The organism is Pseudomonas sp. ML96 (genome assembly GCF_000761545.1).
Taxonomy (GTDB): domain Bacteria; phylum Pseudomonadota; class Gammaproteobacteria; order Pseudomonadales; family Pseudomonadaceae; genus Aquipseudomonas.
This window is the reverse complement of record NZ_JPMY01000016.1, coordinates 82,617-105,501: the sequence shown is the minus strand read 5'-3', so window position 1 is coordinate 105,501 and position 22,885 is coordinate 82,617. Positions and strand designations below refer to the sequence as shown.

Below are 22,885 nucleotides of genomic sequence, written 5' to 3'. Positions count from 1 at the left end.
CTACAATGCCGCGGTTTTCGATTCCTGCGAGCCCGCCATGTCCTGCCAGACCCCGATCATCGTTGCCCTCGACTTTCCTTCCCGTGATGCCGCCCTGGCGCTGGCCGACCAGCTCGACCCGCAGCTGTGCCGGGTCAAGGTCGGCAAGGAACTGTTCACCCGCAGCGGTCCGGCGGTGGTCGAGGCCCTGCACGCCAAGGGCTTCGAGGTGTTCCTCGACCTCAAATTCCACGACATCCCCAACACCACGGCGATGGCGGTCAAGGCCGCGGCGGAAATGGGCGTGTGGATGGTCAACGTGCACTGCTCCGGCGGCCTGCGCATGATGGCGGCGTGCCGCGAGGAGCTGGACAAGCTCGCCGGCAAAAAGCCGCTGCTGATCGGCGTGACCGTGCTGACCAGCATGGAACAGTCGGACCTGGCCGGTATCGGCCTGGACGTGGTGCCGCAGGAGCAGGTGCTGCGCCTGGCCGCACTGGCTGCGGAAGCCAAGCTGGACGGCCTGGTGTGCTCGGCCCAGGAGGCGCCGGCGCTGAAGATCGCCCAGCCGGCCCTGCAACTGGTCACTCCTGGCATCCGCCCGGCCGGCAGCGCTGCCGATGACCAGCGCCGCATCCTCACGCCGGCCAAGGCCCTGGCCGCAGGCTCGGACTTCCTGGTGATCGGCCGCCCGATCAGCCAGGCCGCAGATCCGGCCAAGGCCCTGGCGGACATCGTCGCCGAGCTGGCCTGACCCGCTTTACATCCAGAGGAGTGATCGAAGGTATGAGCCCTTCATCATTCCTTTGGATGATCCTGCACATCGCCCCCTGATAGTGCTGCTCGCCTGCGCCGCCGCTGGCTAGACTCCGCTCAATTCCAACTCCCTGCGAGGATGCAGAAATGAGCATGACTTTCTCGGGCAAGGTTGCCCTGGTCACCGGCGGTGCCGCAGGCATCGGTCGCGCCACCGCCCAGGCTTTTGCGGCCGAGGGGCTGCAGGTGGTGGTGTCCGACGTCGACGTGAGTGGCGGTGAAGGCACCGTACAGCTGATTCTCGATGCGGGTGGCGAGGCCACTTTCGTGCGCTGCGACGTGACCCGTGATGCCGAAGTCCAGGCGCTGATGGCGCAGGTGGTGAGCACCTACGGGCGCCTCGACTATGCCTTCAACAACGCCGGCATCGAGATCGAGAAGGGCAAGCTGGCCGAGGGCAGCGAGGCCGAGTTCGACGCGATCATGGGCGTCAACGTCAAGGGCGTGTGGCTGTGCATGAAGCACCAGCTGCCGCTGCTGCAGGCCCAGGGTGGTGGCGCCATCGTCAACACCGCCTCCATCGCCGGCCTCGGTGCAGCGCCGAAGATGAGCATCTACGCCGCCTCCAAGCACGCGGTAATCGGCCTGACCAAGTCCGCTGCGATCGAGTACGGCAAGAAGAAGATCCGCGTCAACGCCGTGTGCCCGGCAGTGATCGACACCGACATGTGGCGCCGCGCCGCCGAGTCCGATCCGAAGAAGGCCGAGTTCGTCGCCGGCATGCACCCGGTCGGGCGCATCGGCAAGGTCGAGGAAATCGCCGCAGCGGTGCTCTACCTGTGCAGCGATGCCGCCGCTTTCACCACCGGCCACTCGCTGGCCGTGGATGGCGGGGCCACCGCGATCTAAATAAAAAAGGGCGCCTGGGGGCGCCCTTTTTGCATTCTGTAACGAGTACGCCGGCCGTTGGCACAGAAAGCCAGTTACAAGAGCTGCGCGACTCGTCAAGAATCGCCGAGATAGACCGTTACGGAGAACAATAACAATGACTTCAAGTGCCTTGACCACCACCTTCCTCCCCATCGCCCTGGGCATCATCATGCTCGGCCTGGGGTTGTCGCTGACCCTGGCGGATTTCGCCCGGGTGGCGAAATTTCCCAAGCCGGTGCTGATCGGCCTGGGCTGCCAGCTGCTCCTGCTGCCGCTGGTGTGCTTCCTGATTGCCAAGGGCTTCGGCCTGGCGCCGGCCCTGGCGGTCGGCATGATGCTGCTGGCGGCTTCGCCCGGCGGCACCTCGGCCAACCTGTACAGCCACCTGGCCCACGGTGACGTGGCGCTGAACGTGACGCTGACCGCGGTGAACTCGGTGGTGGCGATTCTCACCATGCCCTTCATCGTCAACCTCTCGCTGGCCTACTTCATGGAGGGCGACCAGGCCATCCCGCTGCAGTTCGCCAAGGTGGTGCAGGTGTTCGCCATCGTCCTCGGCCCGGTGGCCATCGGCATGGTGATCCGCAAGCTGGCACCGGGCTTCGCCAATGCCATGGAGAAGCCGGTGAAGATCATCTCCGCGCTGTTCCTGATCCTGGTGATCGTGCTGGCCTTCATCAAGGACTGGCAGACGGTGGTCGACTACGCCCCGGTGGTGGGCCTGGCCGCGCTGCTGTTCAACCTGATCAGCCTGGGTGTCGGCTACGGCGTACCGATTCTGATGAAACTACCGCGTCGCCAGGCCATCGCCATCGGCATGGAGATCGGCATCCACAACGGCACCCTGGCCATCGCTCTGGCGCTGAGCCCGATGCTGCTGAACAACGCCACCATGGCGGTGCCGGCGGCGATCTACAGCTTCATCATGTTCTTCACTGCGGCGGCCTTCGGCTGGTGGGTCAACTTCGCCCACGGCAAGGCGCTGGCGGCCGAGGAGGCTCAGGCTACCTGAGTTTATTGCGGTCGAAAAAAGCCCGGGCCTGTCCCGGGCTTTTTCATTGCGGCGCTGGTTTAGCGTTTGCGCCAGTTGAGGATCAGCAGGGTCAGGCCGCCGGCTACCAGGCCCCAGAAGGCCGAGCCGATTCCGACCAGAGTCATGCCCGAGGCGGTGACCATGAAGGTGACCAGCGCCGCGTCGCGCTCGGCGGGGGCGTTCATCGCCTGGGCCAGGCCGTTGCCGATCGAGCCGAGCAGGGCTAGGGCGGCGATCGACAGCACCAGCGCGCTGGGCAGGGCGGCGAACAGCGCGGCCAGGGTGGCGGCGAAGATGCCGGCGATGCCATAGAACAAGCCGCACCAGAGCGCCGCGGTGTAGCGCTTGCGCTTGTCCTCGTGGGCCTCGGGGCCGGTGCAGATGGCGGCGCTGATGGCGGCCAGGTTGATGCCGTGGGAGCCGAAGGGCGCCAGCAGTAGCGAGGCGATGCCGGTGCTGGCGATCAGCGGCGAGGGCGGAACGTCATAGCCGTCGGCGCGCAGCACGGCGATGCCGGGGATGTTCTGCGAGGCCATGGCGACGATGAACAGCGGGATGCCGATGCTGATCGCCGCGCTCAGGGAGAAGCTCGGCGTGGTCCACACCGGCACGGCGACCTGCAGCTCGAACTGGCTGAAATCCAGCATGCCCTGGGCACCGGCGACCACGCCGCCGACCAGCAGCGCGACCATCACCGCGTAGCGCGGCAGTAGGCGTTTGCAGATCAGGAAACTGAAGAACATCGCCAGTACCAGCAGGGTGCTGGTCTGCGCGGCGATGAAGATTTCGCTGCCGATACGGAACAGGATGCCGGCCAGCAGCGCCGCGGCGAGCGAGGCGGGCAGGTGGCGCATGACGCGCTCGAAGGCGCCGGAAAGCCCCAGCACGGCGAGCAGAACGGCGCAGACCACGAAGGCGCCAATCGCCTCTGGATAGGTCACACCGGGCATGCTGGTGATCAGCAGCACCGCGCCGGGAGTCGACCAGGCCACCACGATGGGTGCGCGGTAGCGCAGCGACAGGCCGATGGTGCAGATGGCCATGCCGATCGACAGCGCCCACAGCCAGGAGGAAATCTGCGCGGCGCTCAGGCCCGCCGCCTGGCCGGCCTGGAACATCAGCACCAGCGTGCTGGTGTAGCCGGTGAGGGCGGCGACGAAGCCGGCGACCACCGCGGAGGGCGAGGAGTCGGCGAGTGGTCGCAGGGGCTTGGCGCTATCCATGGTGCTGTCGGTCATCAGAAACTGTCCTTGAGGATAGGGTAGAGCGAGGCCACCAGCAGCAGGGCCATGCCGATATTGAAGGCGCGCAGCACGCGTGGCTTGTCCAGCCAGCGGCGCAGCAGGCTGCCGGCCACCGTCCACAAGCCGACGCTGGGGCAGTTGACCAGGGCGAACAGGGCCGCGATCAGCAGCACGTTGACCAGGAAGCCGTCCTGCGGCGTGTAGGTGGTGATGGCGCCGATGGCCATGATCCAGGCCTTGGGGTTGACCCACTGGAAGGCAGCCGCCTGCAGGAAGGTCAGCGGTTTTCCAGTGCTCTTGCCGTCCGCATCCGGAGCGCCGGAGCCGGCGATCTTCCAGGCCAGGTACAGCAGGTAGGCGGCGCCACCGTAGCGCAGCGCGCTGTACAGCGGCGGGAACTGCTCGAACAGCTGGCCGAGGCCCAGGCCCACTGCGGCCACCAGCACCATGAAGCCCAGGCTGATGCCGAGCATGTGCGGCACGCTGCGGCGCACGCCGAAGTTCACCCCCGAGGCCAGCAGCATCATGTTGTTGGGGCCGGGCGTCACCGAAGTGACGAAGGCGAAGAGGACGAAAGCGATCAGCAGTTCCGAGGTCATGGCAGTTCTCCGTGGATGCTGGCAGCCTATGCGCAGCTCGCCTGGGCGTCGCGATACAGCAATCCCGACAATCGTCGGTACAGTTTGCGGAGATGGCTCGGGCGAAAAGGACTGTTCTCATTACATAAGGAAATTGCCATGGACCCGAACAATCCCTATGCCTCACCCCAGGTAGCGTTGGTGGATGCCCAGGCGCCGCGCCCGCTGGATGGCTGGAATCCTGGCCAGCTGCGGCTGCTCGGTTGGCTCAATCTGGCCTACCTGGTCGCCACGCTGGTGGTCATTGGCCTGGCCTTTGTCGAGAGTCTGGTGGCGATTGGGGATTGGCTGAGTGTTGCGGCGACCCTGCTCGGCAGCTATCTGGCGTTACGCCTCAAGGCATTCTTGCAGGCGCGCTTCGCTGCGCGAGGCCTGGACTGGCCGGTGTGGCTGAGCGTGGTGCTCAGCGTGGCGCTGGAGCTGGCTCAGCTGTACTGGGGCGAAACCGCACTGGCGGAGTTCAGCGCGCCCTCGTACATCTACTTCGGTGGTCTGGCCGTGCTCGGCCTGGTCATCCTGTGGCTGGGCATCGTGCTGCTCAAGGTGATCGAACCCTATCCGTCGCTACGCGCACTGGCCTGGTTGAACGTCGCCAGCGGCGTGCTGGTGGCTTCGGTGATCCTGCTGGTGGTCGGCATACTGCCGATGCTGGCGGCCATGGTGGCCTCGGCCCTGGTGTTCTTCCGTGGCGCCAGCGAGTTGCAGGGCCGTCAGGCGGCCTGAGGCTTCAGTCCTCGCTGCCGGCCTGGCGGGCATTGCCCAGGGCCTGGTTGACTGCCAGCCAGGCCTGCACGGCGGGCTCGCCGGCTTCCTTGAATACCCGCTCCAGCAGTCGCGCCTGCTCGCGACGCAGCGCCTGCTCCAGCTTGGCGCCTTCGGCAGTGAGGCCGAGCTGGCGTTTGCGTTTATCGTCGCTGGCGGCCACGCTCTCCACCATCGACATCTCCTGCAACTGGCGCAGTGGCGTATTCAGCGCCTGCTTGGTGACGCCGAGATAGCCGAGCAGCTGTTTGACGCTCAGCCCCGGATGGCGAGCGATGAAGAACAGGATGCGATGGTGCACGCGCGACAGCCCACGGCGCGCCAGTATCTCGTCCGGCTTGGCGGTAAAGGCCTGGTAGCCGAAGAAGAAGGCTTCCATGGCGGCCTGCTGCGAGCTTGGCTTTTTAAGGTCAAGCATATTGACGTATCCATTCCCGTCGTCGTAGTTTCGGTCAAACAGTTTGACCCAATTTTCCCTGCCTGTGCTACCCGGTGATTTCATGGCCTTCTCCGAACGCGTTGCCCGCCTCAAAAGCTCCCTGATTCGCGAAATCCTTGCTGCGGCGCAGCGTCCGGAGGTGATGTCCTTTGCTGGCGGCCTGCCAGCCGAGCCGATGTTGCCGAAGGTGGACTGGAGCGAGATGCCGGCCTCCATCGGCCAGTACGGCATGAGCGAGGGCGAGCCAGCGCTGCGCGAGGCAGTGGCCGCCGAGGCGCGCAAACTGGGCGTGCAGTGCGATGCCAGCCAGGTGCTAATCACCTGCGGTTCGCAGCAGACCCTGGACCTGGCCAGCAAGCTGTTCATCGATCCGGGCACTGAAATCCTAGTGGAAGCGCCGACCTACCTGGCCGCGCTGCAGTCGTTCCAGCTGTTCGGCGCCGACTGCATCACCGTGCCGCAGGAAGCCGATGGCCCCGAGCTGGAAGCCCTGCGCGAGCGCCTGCAGAAGCACAAGCCGGCCTTCGCCTACCTGATCCCGACCTTCCAGAACCCGTCCGCCGTGCGCTATAGCGAGGCTAAGCGTGACGCCGTGGCGGCGCTGCTCGACGAGTTCAACGTGACCCTGATCGAGGACGAGCCGTACCGCGAACTGGTGTTCGATGCCGGCAGCGCCACGCCGATCGTCAGCCGCCTGCAGCGCACCAGCTGGATCTACACCGGCACCGTGTCGAAGACCCTGCTGCCGGGCCTGCGCGTCGGCTTCCTGATCGCCAGCCCGGACCTGTTCCCGCACCTGCTGCGTCTGAAACAAGCCGCCGACCTGCACACCAACCGCATCGGTCAGTGGCAGGCACTGCAGTGGTTCGGCACCGAGAAATACAGCGCTCACCTAGCGGAGCTGCGCGACTTCTACCGCGTGCGCCGCGACGCCATGCAGGTGGCGCTGGAGGAGCATTTCGGTGATCTGGCCAGCTGGCAGGTGCCGCAGGGCGGCCTGTTCTTCTGGCTGACCCTGAACGACAAGCTGGACACCCGCACGCTGCTGCAGCCGGCCATGGCGCAGAACGTTGCGTTCATGCCGGGCGAGCCGTTCTTCGTCGATCCGGATGCCAACCCCGGTCATCTGCGACTGAACTTCAGCCACGTCCCGCCGGAGAAGCTCGGCGAGGGCCTGCGCCGCCTGGCGGCAGTGATCCGTGAAGCGCAAGGAGGACAGTAGTTATGCTCAAGGTCTACGGCGATTACCGTTCCGGTAACTGCTACAAGGTCAAGCTGATGCTCAATCTGCTCGGCCATGAGTACCAGTGGCTGCCGATCGACATCCTCAAGGGCGAGACGCAGACCGCCGAGTTTCTGGCCAAGAACCCCAACGGCAAGATTCCGGTGCTGGAGCTGGAAGATGGCACCTTCCTCTGGGAGTCCAATGCCATCCTCAACTTCCTCGCCGACGGCAGCGAGTTCATCCCGACCGAGCCTCGCCTGCGCACGCAGATGCTGCAGTGGCAATTCTTCGAGCAGTACAGCCACGAGCCCTATGTCGCGGTCGCTCGTTTCATTCAGCTCTATCTGGGGCTGCCAGAAGAGCGCCGCGCCGAGTACGAGAACTGCCACAAGGGCGGCCACAAGGCCTTCAAGGTGATGGAGCAGCAGCTCGAACGCACGCCGTACCTGGTGGGCGAGCAGTTCACCCTGGCCGATATCGCGCTGTACGCCTACACCCACGTGGCCAGCGAAGGCGGCTTCGACCTGGCTGCCTACCCGGCGATCAACGCCTGGCTCGCTCGCGTTGCCAGCCATCCTCGCCATGTGAGCATGTTCGGCTGAGATCGGCCGGAGCGGGCCCCGACGGGCCCGCTGCAGGGGCTTACTGCGCGGCGAAACGCTCGTTCAGATAAGCGCCAATAGCCTTGGACTCGTACAGCCAGCGCACCTCGCCCTGATCCTCGATACGCAGGCAGGGCACCTGCACCTTGCCACCCTGTTCCAGCAGCTCCTGGCGGCGGGCTTCGTCGTTCTTCGCGTCACGAAGCGCCACCGGCACGTTGAGGCGGTGCAGGGTGCGGCGGGTCTTCACGCAGAACGGGCAGGCGTGGAACTGGTACAACGCCAGACTCTTCGCCGCACTCTCGACCTGGGCTTGCTCCTGCGCGCCGCGCTTGAGCTTGCGTGGGCGGGTGATGAAGTCGAGAAAGATGATGATCTGGCCGAGGCCGATCCGCAGTGCCTTGATGAGCATCGCCGAGCATTCCTGGAATGGTGAAAAGGGGCGGCAGGGTACCCGAGTTGCTCGCCCTTGGCAGCGCCGGATATCGCTTTGCCGGCGATTTTCTTCGGTGTCGCTGGCGAGCCGGGTGGTGGCGAACTAGCTTGCAGTCCTGGGTGAGGCGCACAGGAGTGCATGAGATGAGCCATCAGGGCAGTTGCCATTGCGGCAAGATCAGTTTCAGCGTGAGCGGCGAGATCGACAGCCTGACCGAGTGCAACTGCTCGTTGTGCAGCAAGCGTGGTGGGCTGCTGTGGTTCGTCGGGCGTGAGCAGCTGAAGTTGAAGACGCCAGAGGGCGAGCTGCCGACCTATCGCTTCAATACGCTGAAGATTGCCCACCATTTCTGCGATGTCTGCGGCTGCGCGCCGTTCAGCGAGGCACCGGGGCCGGAGGGCCGATTGATGGCGGCGATCAATGCGCGCTGCCTGGATGGCGTCGATCTTTCGCCCTTCAGGATCGTGCCCTGGAACGGTCGCGACCACTGAGCGCGAGAGTGTCACGGGCATGAAAAAGCCGGCGCAGGGCCGGCTTTTTTACCGCGCAGCGGCTCAGTCCTTGATCAGGCTGAGGAACTCGCTACGGGTGGCGGCGTTCTCGCGGAACTCGCCGAGCATCACCGAGGTGACCATGGAGGAGTTCTGCTTCTCCACGCCGCGCATCATCATGCACATGTGCTGCGCCTCGATCACCACGGCTACGCCCAGGGCGCCGGTGACCTGCTGGATCGCTTCGGCGATCTGCCGGCTGAGGTTTTCCTGGATCTGCAGGCGGCGGGCGTACATATCGACGATGCGCGCCACCTTGGACAGGCCCAACACCTTGCCGCTCGGGATGTAGGCCACGTGGGCCTTGCCGATGAAGGGCAGCAGGTGGTGTTCGCACAGCGAGTACAGCTCGATGTTCTTCACCAGCACCATTTCGCTGTTGTCGGAGCTGAACAGGGCGCCGTTGGTGACTTCCTCGAGGGTCTGCTGGTAGCCACGGCAGAGGTACTGCATGGCTTTGGCCGCGCGCTTCGGCGTGTCGAGCAGGCCTTCGCGGGAAACGTCCTCGCCGAGCTGGCCGAGAATCGCGGTGTATTGCTGTTCCAGGGACATGGGTCTTCCTGTGGGTTGATGCTCAGGGGCGCAGGGTAGGGCGCAGGCGCAGCGCTGGCAAGGGCGAAGTACGCCAGCCGAGCCTACTTTTCCGGCCGTGGCGGCAGTTGCGCGGCCCAGCCTTCGGCCCATTGCGCCAACGGCAAACATTGCAGCGCCAGCTCCTGGCCCAGGCTCGAAAGCTGATAGCCGCTGCTGCCGTTCTCCACCAGCTGTGCCTCACGCAGCTCGCCAAGACGAGTATTGAGCACCGAGGGCGACAGGCCTTCGCAGCGCGTCTGCAGCTCACGGAAAGTCGCCGGCGCCTGGTACAACTCCCAGAGCACCCGCAGGCTCCAGCGCCGGCCGAGCAGATCGAACAGCGCCATGATTGGCCGGCCGCTGTCCGAGCCGCGTACCGGATTGCCGGGCAAGGGAAGATTCAACGAGGCCTCCTTGCTACTTATTTTGTAGCGGTCTAGATTCTTGCTACGTAAATCGTAGCGCCAGGAGGCCATCATGACACAAGCACGAGTCGAACCCGTACAGCCGCCTTACGCCGAGGATCTACAGGCTGCCTTCGCCCGCATCATGCCGCCGGGCGTCGAGCCGCTGAAGCTGTTCACCAGCATGGCGCGCAACCCGCGGGTGCTGCAGCGCTTCTTCGCCGGGGGCCTGCTAGACCATGGCAGCATCAGCCTGGCGGACCGCGAGCTACTGATCCTGCGGACCACCGCGCGTTGCGGCGCTGAGTATGAGTGGGGCGTGCATGTGGCGTTCTATACCGCCAAGACCGGCTTTAGCCAGGCGCAACTGGCGGATACCTGCCGGGCCGCGCCGGACGCTGGGTTATGGCGCCCGGAGCAACTCGCGCTGTTGGCACTGGCGGACAGCCTGCACGACAAGTCGACGGTGGATGACGTGCTCTGGGGCCGGCTGCGCGAGCACTTCAGCGACGAGCAACTGATCGAGTGTCTGTCGCTGGTCGGCTTCTATCACACGGTATCGTTCCTGCTGAACGGCCTGCGGGTGGAGCGGGAGGAATACGCGCCGCGCTTCCCGGGTTGATCAGTATTCGTCGCGGCCGTCTAGCATGGTGCGCTTGAGCAGGATGTACACCGCGCCGGTGCCGCCATGCTTGGCGATGCAGGAGGTGAAGCCCAGCACCTGCGGGTGCTGGCGCAGCCAGGTGTTGACGTGGCTCTTGATCATCGGGCGCTTGCCGTCCGTGCGCACGGCTTTGCCGTGGGTCACACGTACGCAACGCACTTCCATGCGCGCGGCTTCGGCGAAGAAGTCCCAGAGGATTTCGCGGGCTTTTTCCACGGTCATGCCGTGCAGGTCGAGGCTGCCTTCGAAGGGCACCTGGCCGGCCTTGAGCTTGCGCATCTGGCCGTCCTGTACGCCGTCGCGGGCCCAGTACAGCTCGTCTTCAGCGCCGACGTCGATGACGAACTGGTCAGAAAGGCCATCCACCTTGACCTGCTCGGTCTTCACGGTGGCAGCCTGGCGCAGGGTGTTGATGCGCTGGCGGTCGGCCTTGGGCTTGCCGGTGTCGGCGCGATCGTGGCTGATCGGCTTGACGCCGTGCACGGCGGACTGGAACAGGGAAAAATCGTCGTCTTGCATGAAGGCCTCCACGGGAGAGGCGAGTTTACCGGCTTCAGCCGCGCTTTTTCAGCAACCGTGGCGACAGGCTCAGATCGTTGCCGTACTGCCGACGCATGCGTCGACGGCAACGGCGCCAGACATTCACGCCACCCCACAGCAGGAACAGGCCGAACAGCAGCAGGACGATGGCGGCACCGGCGCTGTCGTTCAGTGCGCCGAGAGCCGGAGGGCGGCCGAGCAGGGTGGCTGCCCCGGCCATGCTGAGCATTACGCCGCAGGCGGCGAACAGCGCGGCGAGCGCACCGAGTGCGCGCCAGCGCCAGTTACCGGGGCCACGGGGGCGCAAGCGGCGTGCATCGAATCCATCAAGCTTCATTCCGATTTCCTCTCGGGCTATCGGCGCTATGACCGGCCCCATTCAGTTGGGTTCCGGCCGCTGGACTTCACCGAGTAGCGGTGCGGGCGGAACCTAGAGCAGCGCGCGGGCCTGGGGCACGACCATCGCATAGTTGTCGGAGAGCGCCGCCAGGGTCATGCGGTGCAGGTCCCGGGCCGGGATCAGTTCGTCCTGGTAGGGCAGGTCGCGAGTAGCGCAGGCGGTGTCCACCAGGGTGCAGCGATAACCGTAGTCCTTGGCCGCACGCACGGTGGTGCTGACGCTGGAGTGGGTCATGAAGCCGCAGATGATCAGGTCCAGGTTGCCGCTCTGCTGCAGGCGTTCGTGCAACTCGGTACCGGCGAAGGCATTGGGCAGGCGCTTCTCCACTACCGGCTCACTGGCCAGCGGGGCGAGCCCCTCGATGAAGCGACCACGCGGCCCTTGCGGGTCGAGGAAGCCGCCGGGGATGCCGAGATGGCGAACATGCACGACGGGGGAACCGAGGTTGCGCGCGGCGCCCATCAGGGTCGCGATCTCGCTGATGGCTGCCTCGACATCGGGCAGCTGCAGAACACCACTGCGGTACTCCTCCTGGGCATCGATAACCAAGAGAGTCGCCTTGCTGAGAGTGGCTGGGGCATAACCGCGTCCGAGCAGTTGGAACAGCGTTTTCGGATCGGACATGGGGGGGCTCCTATAGCAACGATGCGTCTATTCTCTGCTCGCCAGGCCGATATGTGAACCTCTTGTGTGTCGCGTCGATTATCGCTATGGGCGGCGGCGCGGCGCTATTGCCTGGAAATGATGGCGGCGGTTTCGGCAAACGGGCCGAGTAGTTTTGTTTCGTCCTGTTAGAATCGCGCACCGATTTTCGAGGTATCCGCCGTGTCCCCATCTCGCCTGCGCACCGTGCGCGACCATATCCGCTGGGCCGTCAGCCGCTTCCACGAGGCCGGCCTGTTCTTCGGCCACGGCACCGACAACGCCTGGGACGATGCCCGCCAGCTGGTGCTGGGCTCCCTGCACCTGCCGTTCGAGATTGCCGACGCCTACCTCGATTGCCGTCTCGAAGAAGACGAGCAACAGCACCTGCTGGAGCTGATCCGCCGCCGCGTCGAGGATCGCGTGCCGACCGCCTACCTGCTGGGCGAGGCCTGGTTCTGCGGCCTGCCGTTCCTGGTTGACGAGCGTGTGCTGGTGCCGCGCTCGCCCATCGCCGAGCTGATCGGCAGCCAGTTCGAACCCTGGCTGCCGGCCACACCGATGCGCATCCTCGACCTGTGCACCGGCTCAGGCTGCATCGGCATCGCCTGCGCCTATGCCTTCCCCGAGGCGGAAGTGGTGCTGGGCGACCTGTCCTTCGATGCGCTGGAGGTGGCCAACCACAACATCGAGCGGCATGGTCTGGAAGAGCGCGTGTACACCGTGCAGGGCGATGGCTTCGATGGCCTGCCGGGACAGCGCTTCGACCTGATCGTCTCCAACCCGCCCTATGTGGACGCCGAGGACTTCGCCGACATGCCGGCCGAATACCAGCACGAGCCGGAGCTGGGCCTGGCCTGTGGTGACGATGGTCTGGACCTGGTGCGACGGATGCTGGCCGAGGCCGCCGACCATCTGAGCGAGAAGGGCTTGCTGATCGTCGAGGTGGGTAACAGCCAGGTGCATGTCGAGGCCATCTACCCGGAAGTGGACTTCACCTGGCTGGAGTTCGAGCAGGGTGGCCACGGCGTATTCCTGCTGGCGGCGTCCCAGTGCCGCGAGTACCAGAAGCTGTTCCGTTCGCGGCTCAAGGGCTGATTCGCGCTAGCGCGTTGCGATCCAGATCAGCAGTCCGGCCTGGAACAGCGCCAGCGCCACCAGGCAGGCGATGGTGAAACGCAGGCCGCTGTCTTCGCGCCGGAGCATGTCGATCTGGCGCTCCAGCTTGGTGATCTTGAGCTGCTGCTCGTGCAGGTTCTGGTCGGCCTGCTGCAGCATGGCGCCGCAGTCGAGTAGGTCGAGCACCTGGACCTTTTCCTGGTTCCACTCGGGGTTGAGCACGCTGACCCGGCTGGCGCTGTAGCTGGCCTTGATCTGCGCCAGGTCCTGATAGGCCACCTCGAAACCCTGGATGCGCAGGAAGTGGTCACGGCGCAGGCGGGCGTCCTCGCTGAGCACGTCCTTCACCGCCAGGGAGCCGCCCTCGACCGTGTAGCTGCCCCAGCGCTGACGCGCCCAGGCGATGCCTTGGGCGAGCAGGAAACGCCCCAGACCGCGGTTGGCTGGCTCGATCTGCAGGCCCTTGTCGGCGCCGAAGCGGACCTCGCGGCTGCGGTGGTCGACCCACACCTCCAGCAGGTTCTGTTCGCGGCGTAGGCGTTGCCCCGGCAGCTCAACTGTTAGGCGCAGCAGGCTCTGTTCGTCGTTGTGCCGTTCGACGCGGCCGAGTTTGACGAAGCGCAGAGGCCGCAGCCCGGTAGTGCGGTCGGTCGGCAATGGCGCCAGGCGCAGCAATTGGAAATGCTCGGCCTCCAGCCCTTCCCAGGGATGGGGTTGGGCCTCCACCGGCTCTTCGGTGCTGGGCTGCTCGGCTGGGCTGTCGGACATCGAGTGAATACCTTGCAAGGGCCTGTGGCGCGCCAGTTGGTACGCTCGTTTGAAATTGTATCGGTCGCGCTACGGTTTTCTGGAGTCTGGCAGATCGTCGATGAAGGCAAGAATACTGGCACCTAGCTCATTGGCCAGTGGCAGCTTGGGCTCAGCATAGGATGCCAGCTGGCGTTGCAGGTCCATGGGCACGATGCGCATCACGTGGTTCATGCCTTCGATGACCACTAGCCGCGCATTGGGCGTCGCCGCCTGCAGGCGCTCGGCATCGGCCACCTTGACCTGGATGTCGTGACTGCCCTGGATGATCAGCGTGGGGATGCGCAGGCTGGCGAACACCTGCGCCGGGTCCTGGCGGAACAGCGAGATCAGGAAGGGCTGCACGCTGGGGCGAAATATCACCTGCAGGCGCTCCGGCACGTTGCTGGTGGGGATGCCCAGCTTGAGGCTGGCCAGAATGCGTTCGCTATCGGCCAGCAGCTCGTTGGGCAGGCGTTCGTGCAACTGCTCGCGGAGCAGCTCATCGACGGGTCGCGAGCTGCCGGCGATGCTGATCAGGGCATCGGCCCCGGCGCCTTGCGCGGCCATGCCGGCGACCAGCGAGCCCTCGCTGTGGCCGATAAGGATCAGCCGGGAGAAGCGCGGGTCGCGCTTCAGGCGCTGGCCCCAGCGTGCGGCGTCGGCGGCATAGGCCTCCAGGCTGAGCTGTCGCTCATCCGGCCCGGCCGCCGTGCTGGCGGCGATGCCGCGTTTGTCGTAGCGCAGGCTGGCGACGCCCTGGGCGGCCAGCAGCTCGGCGAGTTTCTTCAGGCTGTCGTTGCGCCCGGCCATCGGGTTATTGCCGTCGCGGTCGGTGGGGCCGGAGCCGGCGATGATCAATGCGACGGATACTGCCTGTTCGGTCTTGGGGCGCAGCAGGGTGCCGTGTAGCACGCCGCTGCCGGTATCCAGCTCGACGGGCGTGCGGACAATGGCCTGCGGGCCGGCCAGGCACAGGCCGCTGAGCAGGGGAAGAATGCAGAGGAGCAGTCGGAGCATGCGCCGGGGAGGTTCCTGGTTGTCCTGGCAGGGCCCGTCGGCACGTGGCGCGAAGGGGTGAACTGGCGCAAGGCCGCGGGTATACTCCTCGACCTTCAAATCGAGGTCCATCTCTGCGGAGCGCTGTACATGTCCGGCAACACTTACGGCAAGTTGTTCACCGTCACTACCGCTGGCGAGAGCCACGGTCCGGCCCTGGTCGCCATAGTCGACGGTTGCCCGCCGGGCATCGAGCTGTCCCTGGAAGACCTGCAGCGCGACCTTGATCGCCGCAAGCCGGGCACCAGCCGCCACACCACCCAGCGCCAGGAAGACGACGAAGTCGAGATTCTCTCCGGGGTGTTCGAGGGCAAGACCACTGGCTGCCCGATCGGCCTGCTGATCCGCAACACCGACCAGAAGTCCAAGGACTACTCGGCGATCAAGGACCTGTTCCGCCCGGCCCACGCCGACTACACCTACCACCACAAGTACGGCATCCGCGACTACCGTGGTGGCGGCCGCAGCTCGGCCCGCGAGACCGCCATGCGCGTCGCCGCCGGCGCCGTGGCGAAGAAAGTGCTGGCCGGCCTGGGCATCCAGGTACGTGGCTACATGAGCCAGTTGGGCCCGATCGAGATCCCGTTCAAGACCTGGGACAGCGTCGAGCAGAACGCCTTCTTCAGCCCCGACCCGGACAAGGTGCCGGAGCTGGAGGCCTACATGGACCAGCTGCGCCGTGACCAGGACTCGGTCGGTGCGAAGATCACCGTGGTCGCCGAAGGCGTGATGCCGGGCCTGGGTGAGCCGATCTTCGACCGCCTGGACGCAGACCTGGCCCACGCGCTGATGAGCATCAACGCGGTCAAGGGCGTGGAAATCGGCGCTGGTTTCGCCTCGGTGGCCCAGCGCGGCACCGAGCACCGCGACGAGCTGACCCCGCAAGGCTTCCTCAGCAACAACGCCGGCGGCATCCTCGGTGGCATCTCCAGCGGCCAGCCGATCGTCGCCCACCTGGCGCTCAAGCCGACCTCCAGCATCACCACGCCGGGCCGCTCCATCGACGTCGACGGCAACCCGGTGGACGTGATCACCAAGGGTCGCCATGACCCCTGCGTCGGCATCCGTGCCACGCCGATCGCCGAAGCGATGCTGGCCATCGTACTGCTCGACCACCTGCTGCGCCACCGCGCACAGAACGCCGACGTGCGGGTCAACACGCCGGTACTGCCGCAGCTGTGACCGTGCAGCCGCTGCCGTACTGGCGGCTGTCCGCGTTCTACTTCTTCTACTTCGCCATGCTGGGCGCCACCGCGCCCTTCCTGCCGCTGTACTTCCAGCACCTGGGCTTCTCGCCGGCGCGCATCGGCGAGCTGGTGGCCATCCCGATGCTGATGCGCTGCCTGGCGCCCAACCTGTGGGGCTGGCTGGGTGACCGCAGCGGCCAGCGCCTGCGCATCGTGCGTTTTGGTGCGGCCTGTACGCTGGCGAGCTTCTGCCTGATCTTCGTCGACCAGAGCTACGCCTGGCTGGCTCTGGTGATGGCGCTGCATGCCTTCTTCTGGCACGCGGTGCTGCCACAGTTCGAGGTGATCACCCTGGCGCACCTGCGTGAACAGAGCGCGCGCTATTCGCAGATCCGCCTGTGGGGCTCGATCGGCTTCATTGTTGCGGTGATCGGCCTGGGCGCGCTGTTCCAGCGCTTCAGTCCTGGGCTGTTCCCGGTCATGGTGGTGCTGATCCTCGCCGGCATCCTAGTCGGCACCCTGTGGGTGCCCAATGCAGTGCCGCAGGCGCGGGCCGGGCAGGGCGGCGAGGGCGGTTTTCTCGCCCAGCTGCGCCGCCCCGGCGTGCCGGCGTTCTTCTTCTGCGTGTGCCTGATGCAGCTGTCGCACGGGCCGTACTACACCTTCCTCACCCTGCATCTGGAGAGCCTCGGCTACGCGCGCGGCTTCATCGGCCAGATGTGGGCGCTGGGCGTGGTGGCGGAGATTGTGCTGTTCCTGTTCATGGCGCGCATCCTCACGCGTTTTTCGGTGCGCTGGGTGCTGGCGGCCAGCTTCCTGCTGGCATCGTTGCGCTGGCTGCTGCTGGGCAACCTGGCCGATCACCTGGGTGTGCTGCTGTTCGCCCAGCTGCTGCATGCTGCCACCTTCGGCAGCTTCCATGCCGCCGCCATCCATTTCGTCCAGCGCAGCTTCGGCCCCAACCAGCAGGGCCAGGGCCAGGCGCTGTACGCGGCGCTGGCCGGCACCGGCGGCGCCCTGGGGGCGCTGTACGCGGGCTACAGCTGGGCTGGTCTGGGCCCGGCCTGGACCTTCGCCATCGCCAGCTTGGTAGCCCTGGCCGCGGCCTTTATCATTGCCGTCCGTTTGCATGAGGAACGGCCATGAGCCGTGAACAACTGACCCGGCAGATCATCGAGGCGGGGCGCTTTCTGCATGAGCGTGGCTGGTCGCCGGCCACCAGCGGCAACTATTCGGCGCGGCTGCCCTTCGACCAGGCGCTGCTGACCGTCTCCGGCAGGCACAAGGGCCAGCTGGGCGAGGACGACGTGCTGGCCACCGACCTCGACGGCAATAGCCTGGAACCGGGCAAGAAGCCTTCCGCCGAGGCCCGCCTGCACACCCAGCTGTACCGCTGGCAACCGGCGATCGGCGCCGTGCTGCATACCCATTCGGTCAACGCCACCGTGCTGTCGCGTCTGACCCTGGCCGATTCCCTGGTGTTCGCCGACTATGAACTGCAAAAGGCCTTCGCCGGCGTCGACAGCCACGAAAGCCAGGTGCTGGTGCCGATCTTCGACAACGATCAGGACATCGCGCGCCTGGCCACCAAGGTGCAGCCCTGGCTGGACGAGCGGCCCGATTGCGTCGGTTACCTGATCCGTGGCCACGGCCTGTATACCTGGGGCGCGACCATTGGCGACTGCCTGCGCCAGGTCGAGGCCTTCGAATTCCTGTTCGAGTGCGAACTGAAAGTACGCGCCCTGCAGCGCTGAGAATCCCGTAGAGGAAATGCAATGAGCAGCCTGACCGTTTACCACCAGTCCAGCCCCGATGTGCCGAACAAGGTGCTGACCCATGCCGAGGACATCGCCGCCACCCTGGGCGAAGTCGGCGTGCGCTTCGAGCGCTGGCAGGCCGCGGCACCGATCCAGCCGGGCGCCAGCCAGGACGAAGTGATCGCCGCCTACCGTGCGCAGATCGACCAGCTCAAGGCAGAGCGTGGCTACGTCACCGTCGACGTGATCAGTCTGGACCGCAAGCATCCACAGAAGGACGAGTTGCGCGCCAAGTTCCTCGACGAGCACCAGCATGGCGAGGATGAGGTGCGCTTCTTCGTCGCCGGCCGTGGCCTGTTTAGCCTGCACATCGGCGACTACGTCTACGCCGTGCTGTGCGAGAAGAACGATCTGATCTCGGTACCGGCCGGCACCCGCCACTGGTTCGACATGGGCGAGTTCCCGCACTTCGTGGCCATTCGCCTGTTCAACAACCCGGAAGGCTGGGTCGCCAGCTTCACCGGCGACGACATCGCCAGCCGCTTCCCGCGCCTGGAAGACTGAAGTCCATGCCGATCAGGGCCATCCTCACCGACATCGAAGGCACCACCAGCGCGGTGAGCTTCGTCTTCGACGTGTTGTTCCCCTATGCCTTCGAGCATCTGCCGCAGTTTGTCATCGAACATGCGCAGGAGCCGGCCGTGGCCGCGCAACTGGACGCCGTGCGTGCCGAGAGCGGTGAGGCTGATGCGGACCTGATCCGGGTTATCGAGATCCTCTTGCAGTGGATCATCGAGGACCGCAAGGCCACGCCGCTCAAGGCCCTGCAGGGCATGGTCTGGCAGCAAGGCTACGAGGCGGGGCAGCTCAAGGGCCACGTCTACCCGGACGCGGTGGAAGCATTGCAGCGCTGGCATCGGGATGGCTACGCGCTGTACGTCTATTCCTCCGGCTCGGTGCAGGCACAGCAGCTGCTCTTTGGCTGCTCCATCGCCGGCGACCTGACTCCGCTTTTTGCCGGCTACTTCGATACCAGCAGCGGCCCCAAGCGCGAAGCGCAGTCCTACCAGAACATCGCCGCGGCCATCGGCCTGCCCGGCGACGAGATACTGTTCCTCTCCGATGTCGTCCAGGAGCTGGATGCAGCGCAGCAGGCCGGCCTGCAGACCATCGGCCTGGCCCGTGAAGGCGGGCGCCTGGTCGGGCATGACACGGTGGCCAGTTTCGCGGTGATCGATCTGGATCGTTTCTGAGCTGAACCTAGGCGGGCTGGTAGAACCCTAAGGGGAAACCCTTGCTGGGAGATGCCCGATGCTTGCGTCCCTGCCGGACTGGCTGTTCTATGGCCTGCCCGCGTTGCTCTACCTGTCACTGACCGCCTGGGCCATCGCACAGGTGCTGGGTAGTGCCGCGGGGCGACAGCAGAAGGCGCTGTGGATGGCGCTGCTCCTGCTGTTCCCGCTGCTGGGCCTGTTCAACTGGATGATCATGGGGCCGCGTCGGGCGCGTGGTGCTGATACCTGAGAGGTTCAATGCATTAGCTCGCTGAACCCGTTGTAGCAGCCTGCTACGCTTCGCCAGTCTGAGGTCGTGACGAGAGCCCGCAGTGCCCATCTTTCGCTATCTGTTATGGATCGATTCCGCCGCAGCGGCCACGGCAGGCCTGGTGGTGCTGGCGCTCGGCGCCTGGCTGAGCGATCTCTATAGTTTGCCGCGTGAACTGCTGCTGTTTATCGGCGTGGTGAACCTGATCTACGCCAGTTATTCCTTCTCCCTGGCGCTGCGTGGCAATCGGCCACGTCTGCTGCTGTATGGGCTCATCGTCGGCAATAGCCTGTGGGCGGGCGTCTGCGTAGCGATGGCGCTGCAGTTTGCTGGCGATTCGTCACTGTTCGCCCAGCTGCACCTGATCGGCGAAGCCCTGTTTGTCGGTGCGCTGGCCGCTCTCGAGTGGCGCTGGCGTGAGCAGATACTCGCCCCAGCCTGAATCCTGCACCAAGAAAAAGGCCGCCTGCTGGCGGCCTTTTCATTCAGTGCGCCTGGGGCGCGTCGTTGCGCTGGTGGCGGTAGACGCTGACGGCCTCGTACACCGCCTTGCGCAGGCGGTTGATGCCGCCGATCGGGCGATGCTCGGGCAGGGCGTGCCAGGGGTTGAAGGAGAGGTTGTCGCAGGCCAGGTTCTGCTCGCGGGTGTCGAAATCCTGCGGCTGTACGCGGATGGTCGCCACCGTCTCGAACGGCGAGATGTCTTCGCTCCACTGCACGCTGGTGTCCTCGATCGGCATGTAGTAGTTGGCGTTCTGCCGCTGCACCTGCAGGGCGAAGCAGGCCGGCACGCGGTCCAGCGACAGCTGCTGGTACAGGGCGTTGCGCAGGAAGTTGGGCAGGGCGGTGTTCTGCTCCGGCAGCTCGTAGCGCGGGCAGCTCTGCGGGTCCGGCACCACGCGATACTTGATGTTGTGTGGGCCGAGCTTGAACGGTGCGATGGAGTTGTAGGTAGCGGCCACCGGGCTCTCCGGCGCAGGCGCTAGGGTCTTCAGGGCGATGATCAGGTGGCGGATTTCCCAGGTGCGCGGGTCCAGGCTGGGGAAGAACGCCTGGATCTTCTGGCCGCTGGCCTGGGCGGCGAAGTTCTGCTTGTACTCGGCCACGTCGCGGACGAAGAACACCGGGTGGTTGAACATCACGAAGTCCTGGTTGCCGGCAGTGGCCTTGCTGCTGAGCAGTTTGTCGCCGGGCACGTCGAGCAGCTTGATGGCCATGCCGCGGGCATCGCGGGCGCTGTCGAACTGTGGGTAGGCGTTGCCGTTGGACAGGCGCATCCAGGCCTGCCAGGTCTTGCCCGGCTCGGCCAGCACGCCGTGGCGCAGCTCCGGTACCAGGTTCTGCAGCACGGTCATCTCCGCCTTCACGCAGCCGTGGGCCTTGGCGTGGGCATCGCGCAGCACGCGGGTGTTGTCGCGGTGCTGTTCGACGATGCGGATGGCATCCTCGATGATGCTCTGGGTCAGGGCCGCCTCGTCCTTGGGGATCTCTTCCTCGGCCGCTACCGGGCCGGAGAACTTCCAGGCGTAGTAGGCGGCGCCCAGGCCCCAGCCCAGACAGCCAACGATCACGAGAGTCAGCAACAGGCGGCCGACCAGACGGCCGAGCCAGAGCCAGAAGCGCTTGAGCATGAGGGCTATTCCTTAATTATTGTTCTGGCAGCTGGGGCCGGGGGTCCATGGACGGCTCTCGGTGGCTTGCAGCTGGCTTTCCAGCTTGGCGTCGCCCATCACCTTGAGATACTCGATCAGCGCGTAGCGTTCCTCCGGCTCCAGGTAGCGGCCGATCACGCCCTCGTTGCGGCAGCCGTCGCGGAACTCGTGGCCGCGGTTGCCGTTGCCGGTCACGCTGGTGTCGTAGAGGAAGCCGCCGGGGAATTTGTCGGTGAGGAAGCCGGCGCGCTGCGGGTCGTACTCGAAGTTGCCGACCCAGAACTGGCGATCACGCTCGACCACCGGTGACAGCAACTGGAACAGGTTGGGCACCGAACCGTTGTGCAGGAAGGGCGGGGTAGCCCAGATGCCGTTGAGCGGGCGCGCCTTGTAGCCGCGTTTCTCCTGCACGCCGATGGCCAGGCCGTAGCCGTCCATGCGCCAGCGCTCGCGCGGCTGGATGCCGGCGTCGCGGTAGGCACGGTCCTCCACGTAGGCGGTGACATAGGCCAGACCCTTGGCGCTGGAGATGCTGGCGAAGTCGACCTCGTCCAGGCTGGCGCCAAACAGTTTGACGTCGAGTTTGCCCAGCTCTTCCTTGCTCCAGCCCAGCTTGCGGATGTCGAAGCGGTGGTCGGCGATGTTGTCGGCGGTGGTCGGGTCGGTACCGATAATGCGGGTCGGCACGATGCGCAGGTGCCACTCCGGATCGCGCGCCGGGGCCAGGCGCTGGTCACGCGGAACGTCGACCGGGGCGTGGCAGTAGGCGCAGTTCTCGGCGAACAGGGCGCGGCCCTGGCTGGCGAGCTTGAGGTCGACCTTACCGAGCACGGCTTCCGGCCAGGTCGGCGGCTTGAGCTGCTTGAGGGTCTCTTCCAGGGTGTAGAGGTCGCGCAGGCGCACGCTGGAGGGGTAGCGCTCGTCGTGGGTCAGCGCCTTGCCCTCGTCGTCGAACAGATGCAGGGTCGCGCCCACGCCCAGTGCTTCACCGATGTTGCGCGCCATCGGCTGCATGGCCGAGCCATTCCACTGCACCCAGTCGAACTTCCAGATGTCCCATACCTGCGGGTAGCTGACCGGTGCGTTGGCCACGCGGTAGTTGCTGCCGTCGATGGCATCGCCGAACACGCTGTTGGCGATGCGGCCGAAGGCGTCGGTGCGGCCGAAGCCTTCTTCGGTGGGGTAGAGGCCGCGATGCCAGTCGTTGTAGGCGGTGCCGAGCAGGCGATCGAGTACCGCCTTGAAGTCTTCGCGCAGTTGATCCTTGTCCTGCTCGTAGTTGTCGCCCAGTACTTCCTGGGCGAAACGGCTGAACTTGACCGGGTTGTAGTAGGTGAGCGCCATGCTCATGCCCAGCGCCTGGCCGAAGCCGCCACCCTTGAGGGTCGGCACGGTGGAGGCGAGGGAGTGCAGGGCGGCGCCACCGTCGATACGGATGGCCTGGCCTTTGTAGCGCAGCTCGCCGGTGTGGCAGGCAGCGCAGCTGATATCGAGGTACTGGGTGCCGCTCTCGTCGTCCTGGTGGCGGGCGAAGCCTACCGGCAGGTTGCCGGGGTTCAGCTCGCTGGGCTTCTGCTGCGGGTCGGTGAGGAAGCCGAAGCGCGCCAGGTACTCGGGGCGGGCGAATTTCTCGCGGGAGAAGGGCATCTCCAGGGCGGTGAACCAGTCGTAGTGCAGGCCTTTCACCGTGGTGCCCTGGGGCGTGTAGTAGTAGGTCTGGCGGGCCTGCTCGTCCCACTGGCCGAGATAGTGGACCTGCTGCGGCTTGTCGAAGACCGGCAGGTTGGGGCGGGCGATGTAGTAGATGACGACCGCCAGAGCGCCGAGTACGAGCAACAGGATCAGGCCTAGGACACGGCGCAGGAATCGCATGTGGTCAACATCCCTGTGATGATTTTGTTATGGGGTACGTTTATGCCAATCCGCGGGGGGGATGGCAAGCGGCCATAACAATTAGAAAGG

The 22,885-nt window shown here is 65.6% G+C and carries 29 protein-coding genes; 16 read left to right on the top strand and 13 right to left on the bottom strand.

What is annotated here, in order from left to right; genetic code table 11:
• The first annotated feature begins 37 nt into the window (after window positions 1-37).
• From pyrF to IP89_RS12190, 3 genes are all read left to right on the top strand, one after another.
• On the top strand, window positions 38-733 hold the full coding sequence (gene pyrF, locus IP89_RS12200; RefSeq protein ID WP_043309805.1) for an orotidine-5'-phosphate decarboxylase: 696 nt from the start codon (window positions 38-40) through the stop codon (window positions 731-733).
• Window positions 734-882: 149 nt separating this feature from the next.
• Window positions 883-1,644 (top strand): SDR family oxidoreductase, encoded by a 762-nt coding sequence (locus IP89_RS12195; protein WP_043309804.1) that lies wholly within the window; start codon window positions 883-885, stop codon window positions 1,642-1,644.
• Between the two features lie 136 nt (window positions 1,645-1,780).
• A complete protein-coding gene (locus IP89_RS12190; RefSeq protein ID WP_043309803.1) occupies window positions 1,781-2,677 on the top strand; it encodes a bile acid:sodium symporter family protein in 897 nt (298 codons plus the stop codon).
• Between the two features lie 59 nt (window positions 2,678-2,736).
• Here IP89_RS12190 and IP89_RS12185 read toward each other — a convergent pair whose 3' ends face one another.
• Together IP89_RS12185 and IP89_RS12180 are read right to left on the bottom strand one after the other, a co-directional pair.
• Window positions 2,737-3,921: a benzoate/H(+) symporter BenE family transporter gene (locus IP89_RS12185; RefSeq protein ID WP_371261943.1), complete on the bottom strand. Its 1,185-nt coding sequence runs from the start codon at window positions 3,919-3,921 to the stop codon at window positions 2,737-2,739.
• Window positions 3,922-3,935: 14 nt separating this feature from the next.
• The gene (locus IP89_RS12180) at window positions 3,936-4,541 is read right to left on the bottom strand and encodes a LysE family translocator (protein ID WP_043309801.1); all 606 of its coding nucleotides are present in this window, start codon (window positions 4,539-4,541) and stop codon (window positions 3,936-3,938) included.
• A gap of 138 nt (window positions 4,542-4,679) precedes the next feature.
• Between IP89_RS12180 and IP89_RS12175 the strand changes: the two genes are divergently transcribed.
• Window positions 4,680-5,303 (top strand): hypothetical protein, encoded by a 624-nt coding sequence (locus tag IP89_RS12175; RefSeq protein WP_043309800.1) that lies wholly within the window; start codon window positions 4,680-4,682, stop codon window positions 5,301-5,303.
• A gap of 4 nt (window positions 5,304-5,307) precedes the next feature.
• On the opposite strand, the gene IP89_RS12170 is transcribed toward IP89_RS12175, so the two are convergent.
• A complete protein-coding gene (locus IP89_RS12170; protein WP_081963233.1) occupies window positions 5,308-5,760 on the bottom strand; it encodes a MarR family winged helix-turn-helix transcriptional regulator in 453 nt (150 codons plus the stop codon).
• A gap of 82 nt (window positions 5,761-5,842) precedes the next feature.
• Here IP89_RS12170 and IP89_RS12165 point away from each other — a divergent pair, with 82 nt between their 5' ends.
• Both IP89_RS12165 and IP89_RS12160 read left to right on the top strand, forming a co-directional pair.
• Entirely contained in the window at window positions 5,843-7,003 is a 1,161-nt protein-coding gene (locus IP89_RS12165; RefSeq protein ID WP_043309798.1) for a PLP-dependent aminotransferase family protein, read from the top strand.
• A gap of 2 nt (window positions 7,004-7,005) precedes the next feature.
• On the top strand, window positions 7,006-7,608 hold the full coding sequence (locus IP89_RS12160) for a glutathione S-transferase family protein (RefSeq protein WP_043309797.1): 603 nt from the start codon (window positions 7,006-7,008) through the stop codon (window positions 7,606-7,608).
• Window positions 7,609-7,648: 40 nt separating this feature from the next.
• Here the strand turns inward: IP89_RS12160 and IP89_RS12155 are convergent, their stop codons facing one another.
• Window positions 7,649-8,020, bottom strand: a complete 372-nt coding sequence (locus tag IP89_RS12155) for a glutaredoxin (protein WP_043309796.1) — start codon at window positions 8,018-8,020, stop codon at window positions 7,649-7,651.
• 167 nt (window positions 8,021-8,187) lie between these two features.
• On the opposite strand from IP89_RS12155, the gene IP89_RS12150 reads away from it, so the two are divergent.
• Window positions 8,188-8,535, top strand: a complete 348-nt coding sequence (locus IP89_RS12150; RefSeq protein WP_043309795.1) for a GFA family protein — start codon at window positions 8,188-8,190, stop codon at window positions 8,533-8,535.
• A 63-nt stretch (window positions 8,536-8,598) separates the two neighbouring features.
• On the opposite strand, the gene folE is transcribed toward IP89_RS12150, so the two are convergent.
• Window positions 8,599-9,147, bottom strand: coding sequence for a GTP cyclohydrolase I FolE (folE, locus tag IP89_RS12145; RefSeq protein WP_043309794.1), 549 nt, complete (start codon window positions 9,145-9,147; stop codon window positions 8,599-8,601).
• An 83-nt stretch (window positions 9,148-9,230) separates the two neighbouring features.
• Entirely contained in the window at window positions 9,231-9,572 is a 342-nt protein-coding gene (locus tag IP89_RS12140) for a helix-turn-helix domain-containing protein (protein WP_043309793.1), read from the bottom strand.
• A gap of 73 nt (window positions 9,573-9,645) precedes the next feature.
• On the opposite strand from IP89_RS12140, the gene IP89_RS12135 reads away from it, so the two are divergent.
• The gene (locus IP89_RS12135; RefSeq protein WP_043309792.1) at window positions 9,646-10,194 is read left to right on the top strand and encodes a carboxymuconolactone decarboxylase family protein; all 549 of its coding nucleotides are present in this window, start codon (window positions 9,646-9,648) and stop codon (window positions 10,192-10,194) included.
• Here IP89_RS12135 and IP89_RS12130 read toward each other — a convergent pair whose 3' ends face one another.
• The 3 genes from IP89_RS12130 to IP89_RS12120 form a co-directional block, all read right to left on the bottom strand.
• Window positions 10,195-10,755 (bottom strand): Smr/MutS family protein, encoded by a 561-nt coding sequence (locus tag IP89_RS12130; protein ID WP_043309791.1) that lies wholly within the window; start codon window positions 10,753-10,755, stop codon window positions 10,195-10,197.
• Between the two features lie 34 nt (window positions 10,756-10,789).
• Window positions 10,790-11,113, bottom strand: coding sequence for a hypothetical protein (locus IP89_RS12125; RefSeq protein ID WP_043309790.1), 324 nt, complete (start codon window positions 11,111-11,113; stop codon window positions 10,790-10,792).
• 93 nt (window positions 11,114-11,206) lie between these two features.
• Entirely contained in the window at window positions 11,207-11,800 is a 594-nt protein-coding gene (locus tag IP89_RS12120) for a cysteine hydrolase family protein (RefSeq protein ID WP_043309789.1), read from the bottom strand.
• A gap of 201 nt (window positions 11,801-12,001) precedes the next feature.
• Between IP89_RS12120 and prmB the strand changes: the two genes are divergently transcribed.
• The gene (gene prmB, locus IP89_RS12115; protein WP_043309788.1) at window positions 12,002-12,916 is read left to right on the top strand and encodes a 50S ribosomal protein L3 N(5)-glutamine methyltransferase; all 915 of its coding nucleotides are present in this window, start codon (window positions 12,002-12,004) and stop codon (window positions 12,914-12,916) included.
• A 6-nt stretch (window positions 12,917-12,922) separates the two neighbouring features.
• Here the strand turns inward: prmB and IP89_RS12110 are convergent, their stop codons facing one another.
• Both IP89_RS12110 and IP89_RS12105 read right to left on the bottom strand, forming a co-directional pair.
• Window positions 12,923-13,705 (bottom strand): hypothetical protein, encoded by a 783-nt coding sequence (locus IP89_RS12110; RefSeq protein ID WP_043309787.1) that lies wholly within the window; start codon window positions 13,703-13,705, stop codon window positions 12,923-12,925.
• A gap of 69 nt (window positions 13,706-13,774) precedes the next feature.
• The gene (locus IP89_RS12105) at window positions 13,775-14,743 is read right to left on the bottom strand and encodes an alpha/beta hydrolase (protein WP_043309786.1); all 969 of its coding nucleotides are present in this window, start codon (window positions 14,741-14,743) and stop codon (window positions 13,775-13,777) included.
• A gap of 129 nt (window positions 14,744-14,872) precedes the next feature.
• Here IP89_RS12105 and aroC point away from each other — a divergent pair, with 129 nt between their 5' ends.
• The 7 genes from aroC to IP89_RS12070 all read left to right on the top strand — a co-directional run bounded on the left by aroC (window position 14,873) and on the right by IP89_RS12070 (window position 19,713).
• Window positions 14,873-15,964 (top strand): chorismate synthase, encoded by a 1,092-nt coding sequence (aroC, locus tag IP89_RS12100; RefSeq protein WP_043309785.1) that lies wholly within the window; start codon window positions 14,873-14,875, stop codon window positions 15,962-15,964.
• Window positions 15,965-15,966: 2 nt separating this feature from the next.
• Window positions 15,967-17,115, top strand: a complete 1,149-nt coding sequence (locus IP89_RS12095) for an MFS transporter (RefSeq protein ID WP_043309784.1) — start codon at window positions 15,967-15,969, stop codon at window positions 17,113-17,115.
• Window positions 17,112-17,723, top strand: coding sequence for a methylthioribulose 1-phosphate dehydratase (locus tag IP89_RS12090; protein WP_043309783.1), 612 nt, complete (start codon window positions 17,112-17,114; stop codon window positions 17,721-17,723). Before IP89_RS12095 ends, IP89_RS12090 begins: the two co-directional genes overlap by 4 nt.
• Window positions 17,724-17,744: 21 nt before the next feature.
• Complete coding sequence (locus tag IP89_RS12085; RefSeq protein ID WP_043309782.1) at window positions 17,745-18,290, top strand: acireductone dioxygenase; 546 nt, start codon at window positions 17,745-17,747, stop codon at window positions 18,288-18,290.
• Window positions 18,291-18,295: 5 nt separating this feature from the next.
• Window positions 18,296-18,979 carry an acireductone synthase gene (gene mtnC / locus IP89_RS12080; RefSeq protein WP_043309781.1) on the top strand — a complete coding sequence of 228 codons (684 nt, stop codon included), beginning with the start codon at window positions 18,296-18,298 and terminating at the stop codon, window positions 18,977-18,979.
• 58 nt (window positions 18,980-19,037) lie between these two features.
• Window positions 19,038-19,250, top strand: coding sequence for a PLDc N-terminal domain-containing protein (locus IP89_RS12075; RefSeq protein ID WP_043309780.1), 213 nt, complete (start codon window positions 19,038-19,040; stop codon window positions 19,248-19,250).
• A gap of 82 nt (window positions 19,251-19,332) precedes the next feature.
• On the top strand, window positions 19,333-19,713 hold the full coding sequence (locus tag IP89_RS12070; RefSeq protein WP_043309779.1) for a hypothetical protein: 381 nt from the start codon (window positions 19,333-19,335) through the stop codon (window positions 19,711-19,713).
• A gap of 43 nt (window positions 19,714-19,756) precedes the next feature.
• Here IP89_RS12070 and IP89_RS12065 read toward each other — a convergent pair whose 3' ends face one another.
• Window positions 19,757-20,902, bottom strand: a complete 1,146-nt coding sequence (locus IP89_RS12065; protein ID WP_043309778.1) for a catalase family protein — start codon at window positions 20,900-20,902, stop codon at window positions 19,757-19,759.
• A gap of 12 nt (window positions 20,903-20,914) precedes the next feature.
• Window positions 20,915-22,795, bottom strand: a complete 1,881-nt coding sequence (locus IP89_RS12060) for a di-heme-cytochrome C peroxidase (RefSeq protein ID WP_043309777.1) — start codon at window positions 22,793-22,795, stop codon at window positions 20,915-20,917.
• Window positions 22,796-22,885: the final 90 nt, after the last annotated feature.

Excerpts from the sequence above, each read along its gene's own strand:
- IP89_RS12185 (WP_371261943.1), bottom strand. The coding sequence starts at position 3,921 with ATGGATAGCGCCAAGCCCCTGCGACCACTCGCCGACTCCTCGCCCTCC.
- IP89_RS12170 (WP_081963233.1), bottom strand. The coding sequence starts at position 5,760 with ATGCTTGACCTTAAAAAGCCAAGCTCGCAGCAGGCCGCCATGGAAGCC.
- IP89_RS12180 (WP_043309801.1), bottom strand. The coding sequence starts at position 4,541 with ATGACCTCGGAACTGCTGATCGCTTTCGTCCTCTTCGCCTTCGTCACT.
- IP89_RS12125 (WP_043309790.1), bottom strand. The coding sequence starts at position 11,113 with ATGAAGCTTGATGGATTCGATGCACGCCGCTTGCGCCCCCGTGGCCCC.
- IP89_RS12085 (WP_043309782.1), top strand. The coding sequence starts at position 17,745 with ATGAGCAGCCTGACCGTTTACCACCAGTCCAGCCCCGATGTGCCGAAC.
- IP89_RS12120 (WP_043309789.1), bottom strand. The coding sequence starts at position 11,800 with ATGTCCGATCCGAAAACGCTGTTCCAACTGCTCGGACGCGGTTATGCC.
- IP89_RS12195 (WP_043309804.1), top strand. The coding sequence starts at position 883 with ATGAGCATGACTTTCTCGGGCAAGGTTGCCCTGGTCACCGGCGGTGCC.
- IP89_RS12165 (WP_043309798.1), top strand. The coding sequence starts at position 5,843 with ATGGCCTTCTCCGAACGCGTTGCCCGCCTCAAAAGCTCCCTGATTCGC.
- aroC (WP_043309785.1), top strand. The coding sequence starts at position 14,873 with ATGTCCGGCAACACTTACGGCAAGTTGTTCACCGTCACTACCGCTGGC.
- IP89_RS12130 (WP_043309791.1), bottom strand. The coding sequence starts at position 10,755 with ATGCAAGACGACGATTTTTCCCTGTTCCAGTCCGCCGTGCACGGCGTC.
- folE (WP_043309794.1), bottom strand. The coding sequence starts at position 9,147 with ATGTCCCTGGAACAGCAATACACCGCGATTCTCGGCCAGCTCGGCGAG.
- IP89_RS12060 (WP_043309777.1), bottom strand. The coding sequence starts at position 22,795 with ATGCGATTCCTGCGCCGTGTCCTAGGCCTGATCCTGTTGCTCGTACTC.
- IP89_RS12190 (WP_043309803.1), top strand. The coding sequence starts at position 1,781 with ATGACTTCAAGTGCCTTGACCACCACCTTCCTCCCCATCGCCCTGGGC.
- IP89_RS12090 (WP_043309783.1), top strand. The coding sequence starts at position 17,112 with ATGAGCCGTGAACAACTGACCCGGCAGATCATCGAGGCGGGGCGCTTT.
- IP89_RS12135 (WP_043309792.1), top strand. The coding sequence starts at position 9,646 with ATGACACAAGCACGAGTCGAACCCGTACAGCCGCCTTACGCCGAGGAT.
- IP89_RS12175 (WP_043309800.1), top strand. The coding sequence starts at position 4,680 with ATGGACCCGAACAATCCCTATGCCTCACCCCAGGTAGCGTTGGTGGAT.
- pyrF (WP_043309805.1), top strand. The coding sequence starts at position 38 with ATGTCCTGCCAGACCCCGATCATCGTTGCCCTCGACTTTCCTTCCCGT.
- IP89_RS12075 (WP_043309780.1), top strand. The coding sequence starts at position 19,038 with ATGCTTGCGTCCCTGCCGGACTGGCTGTTCTATGGCCTGCCCGCGTTG.
- IP89_RS12110 (WP_043309787.1), bottom strand. The coding sequence starts at position 13,705 with ATGTCCGACAGCCCAGCCGAGCAGCCCAGCACCGAAGAGCCGGTGGAG.
- IP89_RS12065 (WP_043309778.1), bottom strand. The coding sequence starts at position 20,902 with ATGCTCAAGCGCTTCTGGCTCTGGCTCGGCCGTCTGGTCGGCCGCCTG.
- IP89_RS12105 (WP_043309786.1), bottom strand. The coding sequence starts at position 14,743 with ATGCTCCGACTGCTCCTCTGCATTCTTCCCCTGCTCAGCGGCCTGTGC.
- IP89_RS12150 (WP_043309795.1), top strand. The coding sequence starts at position 8,188 with ATGAGCCATCAGGGCAGTTGCCATTGCGGCAAGATCAGTTTCAGCGTG.
- IP89_RS12160 (WP_043309797.1), top strand. The coding sequence starts at position 7,006 with ATGCTCAAGGTCTACGGCGATTACCGTTCCGGTAACTGCTACAAGGTC.
- mtnC (WP_043309781.1), top strand. The coding sequence starts at position 18,296 with ATGCCGATCAGGGCCATCCTCACCGACATCGAAGGCACCACCAGCGCG.
- IP89_RS12155 (WP_043309796.1), bottom strand. The coding sequence starts at position 8,020 with ATGCTCATCAAGGCACTGCGGATCGGCCTCGGCCAGATCATCATCTTT.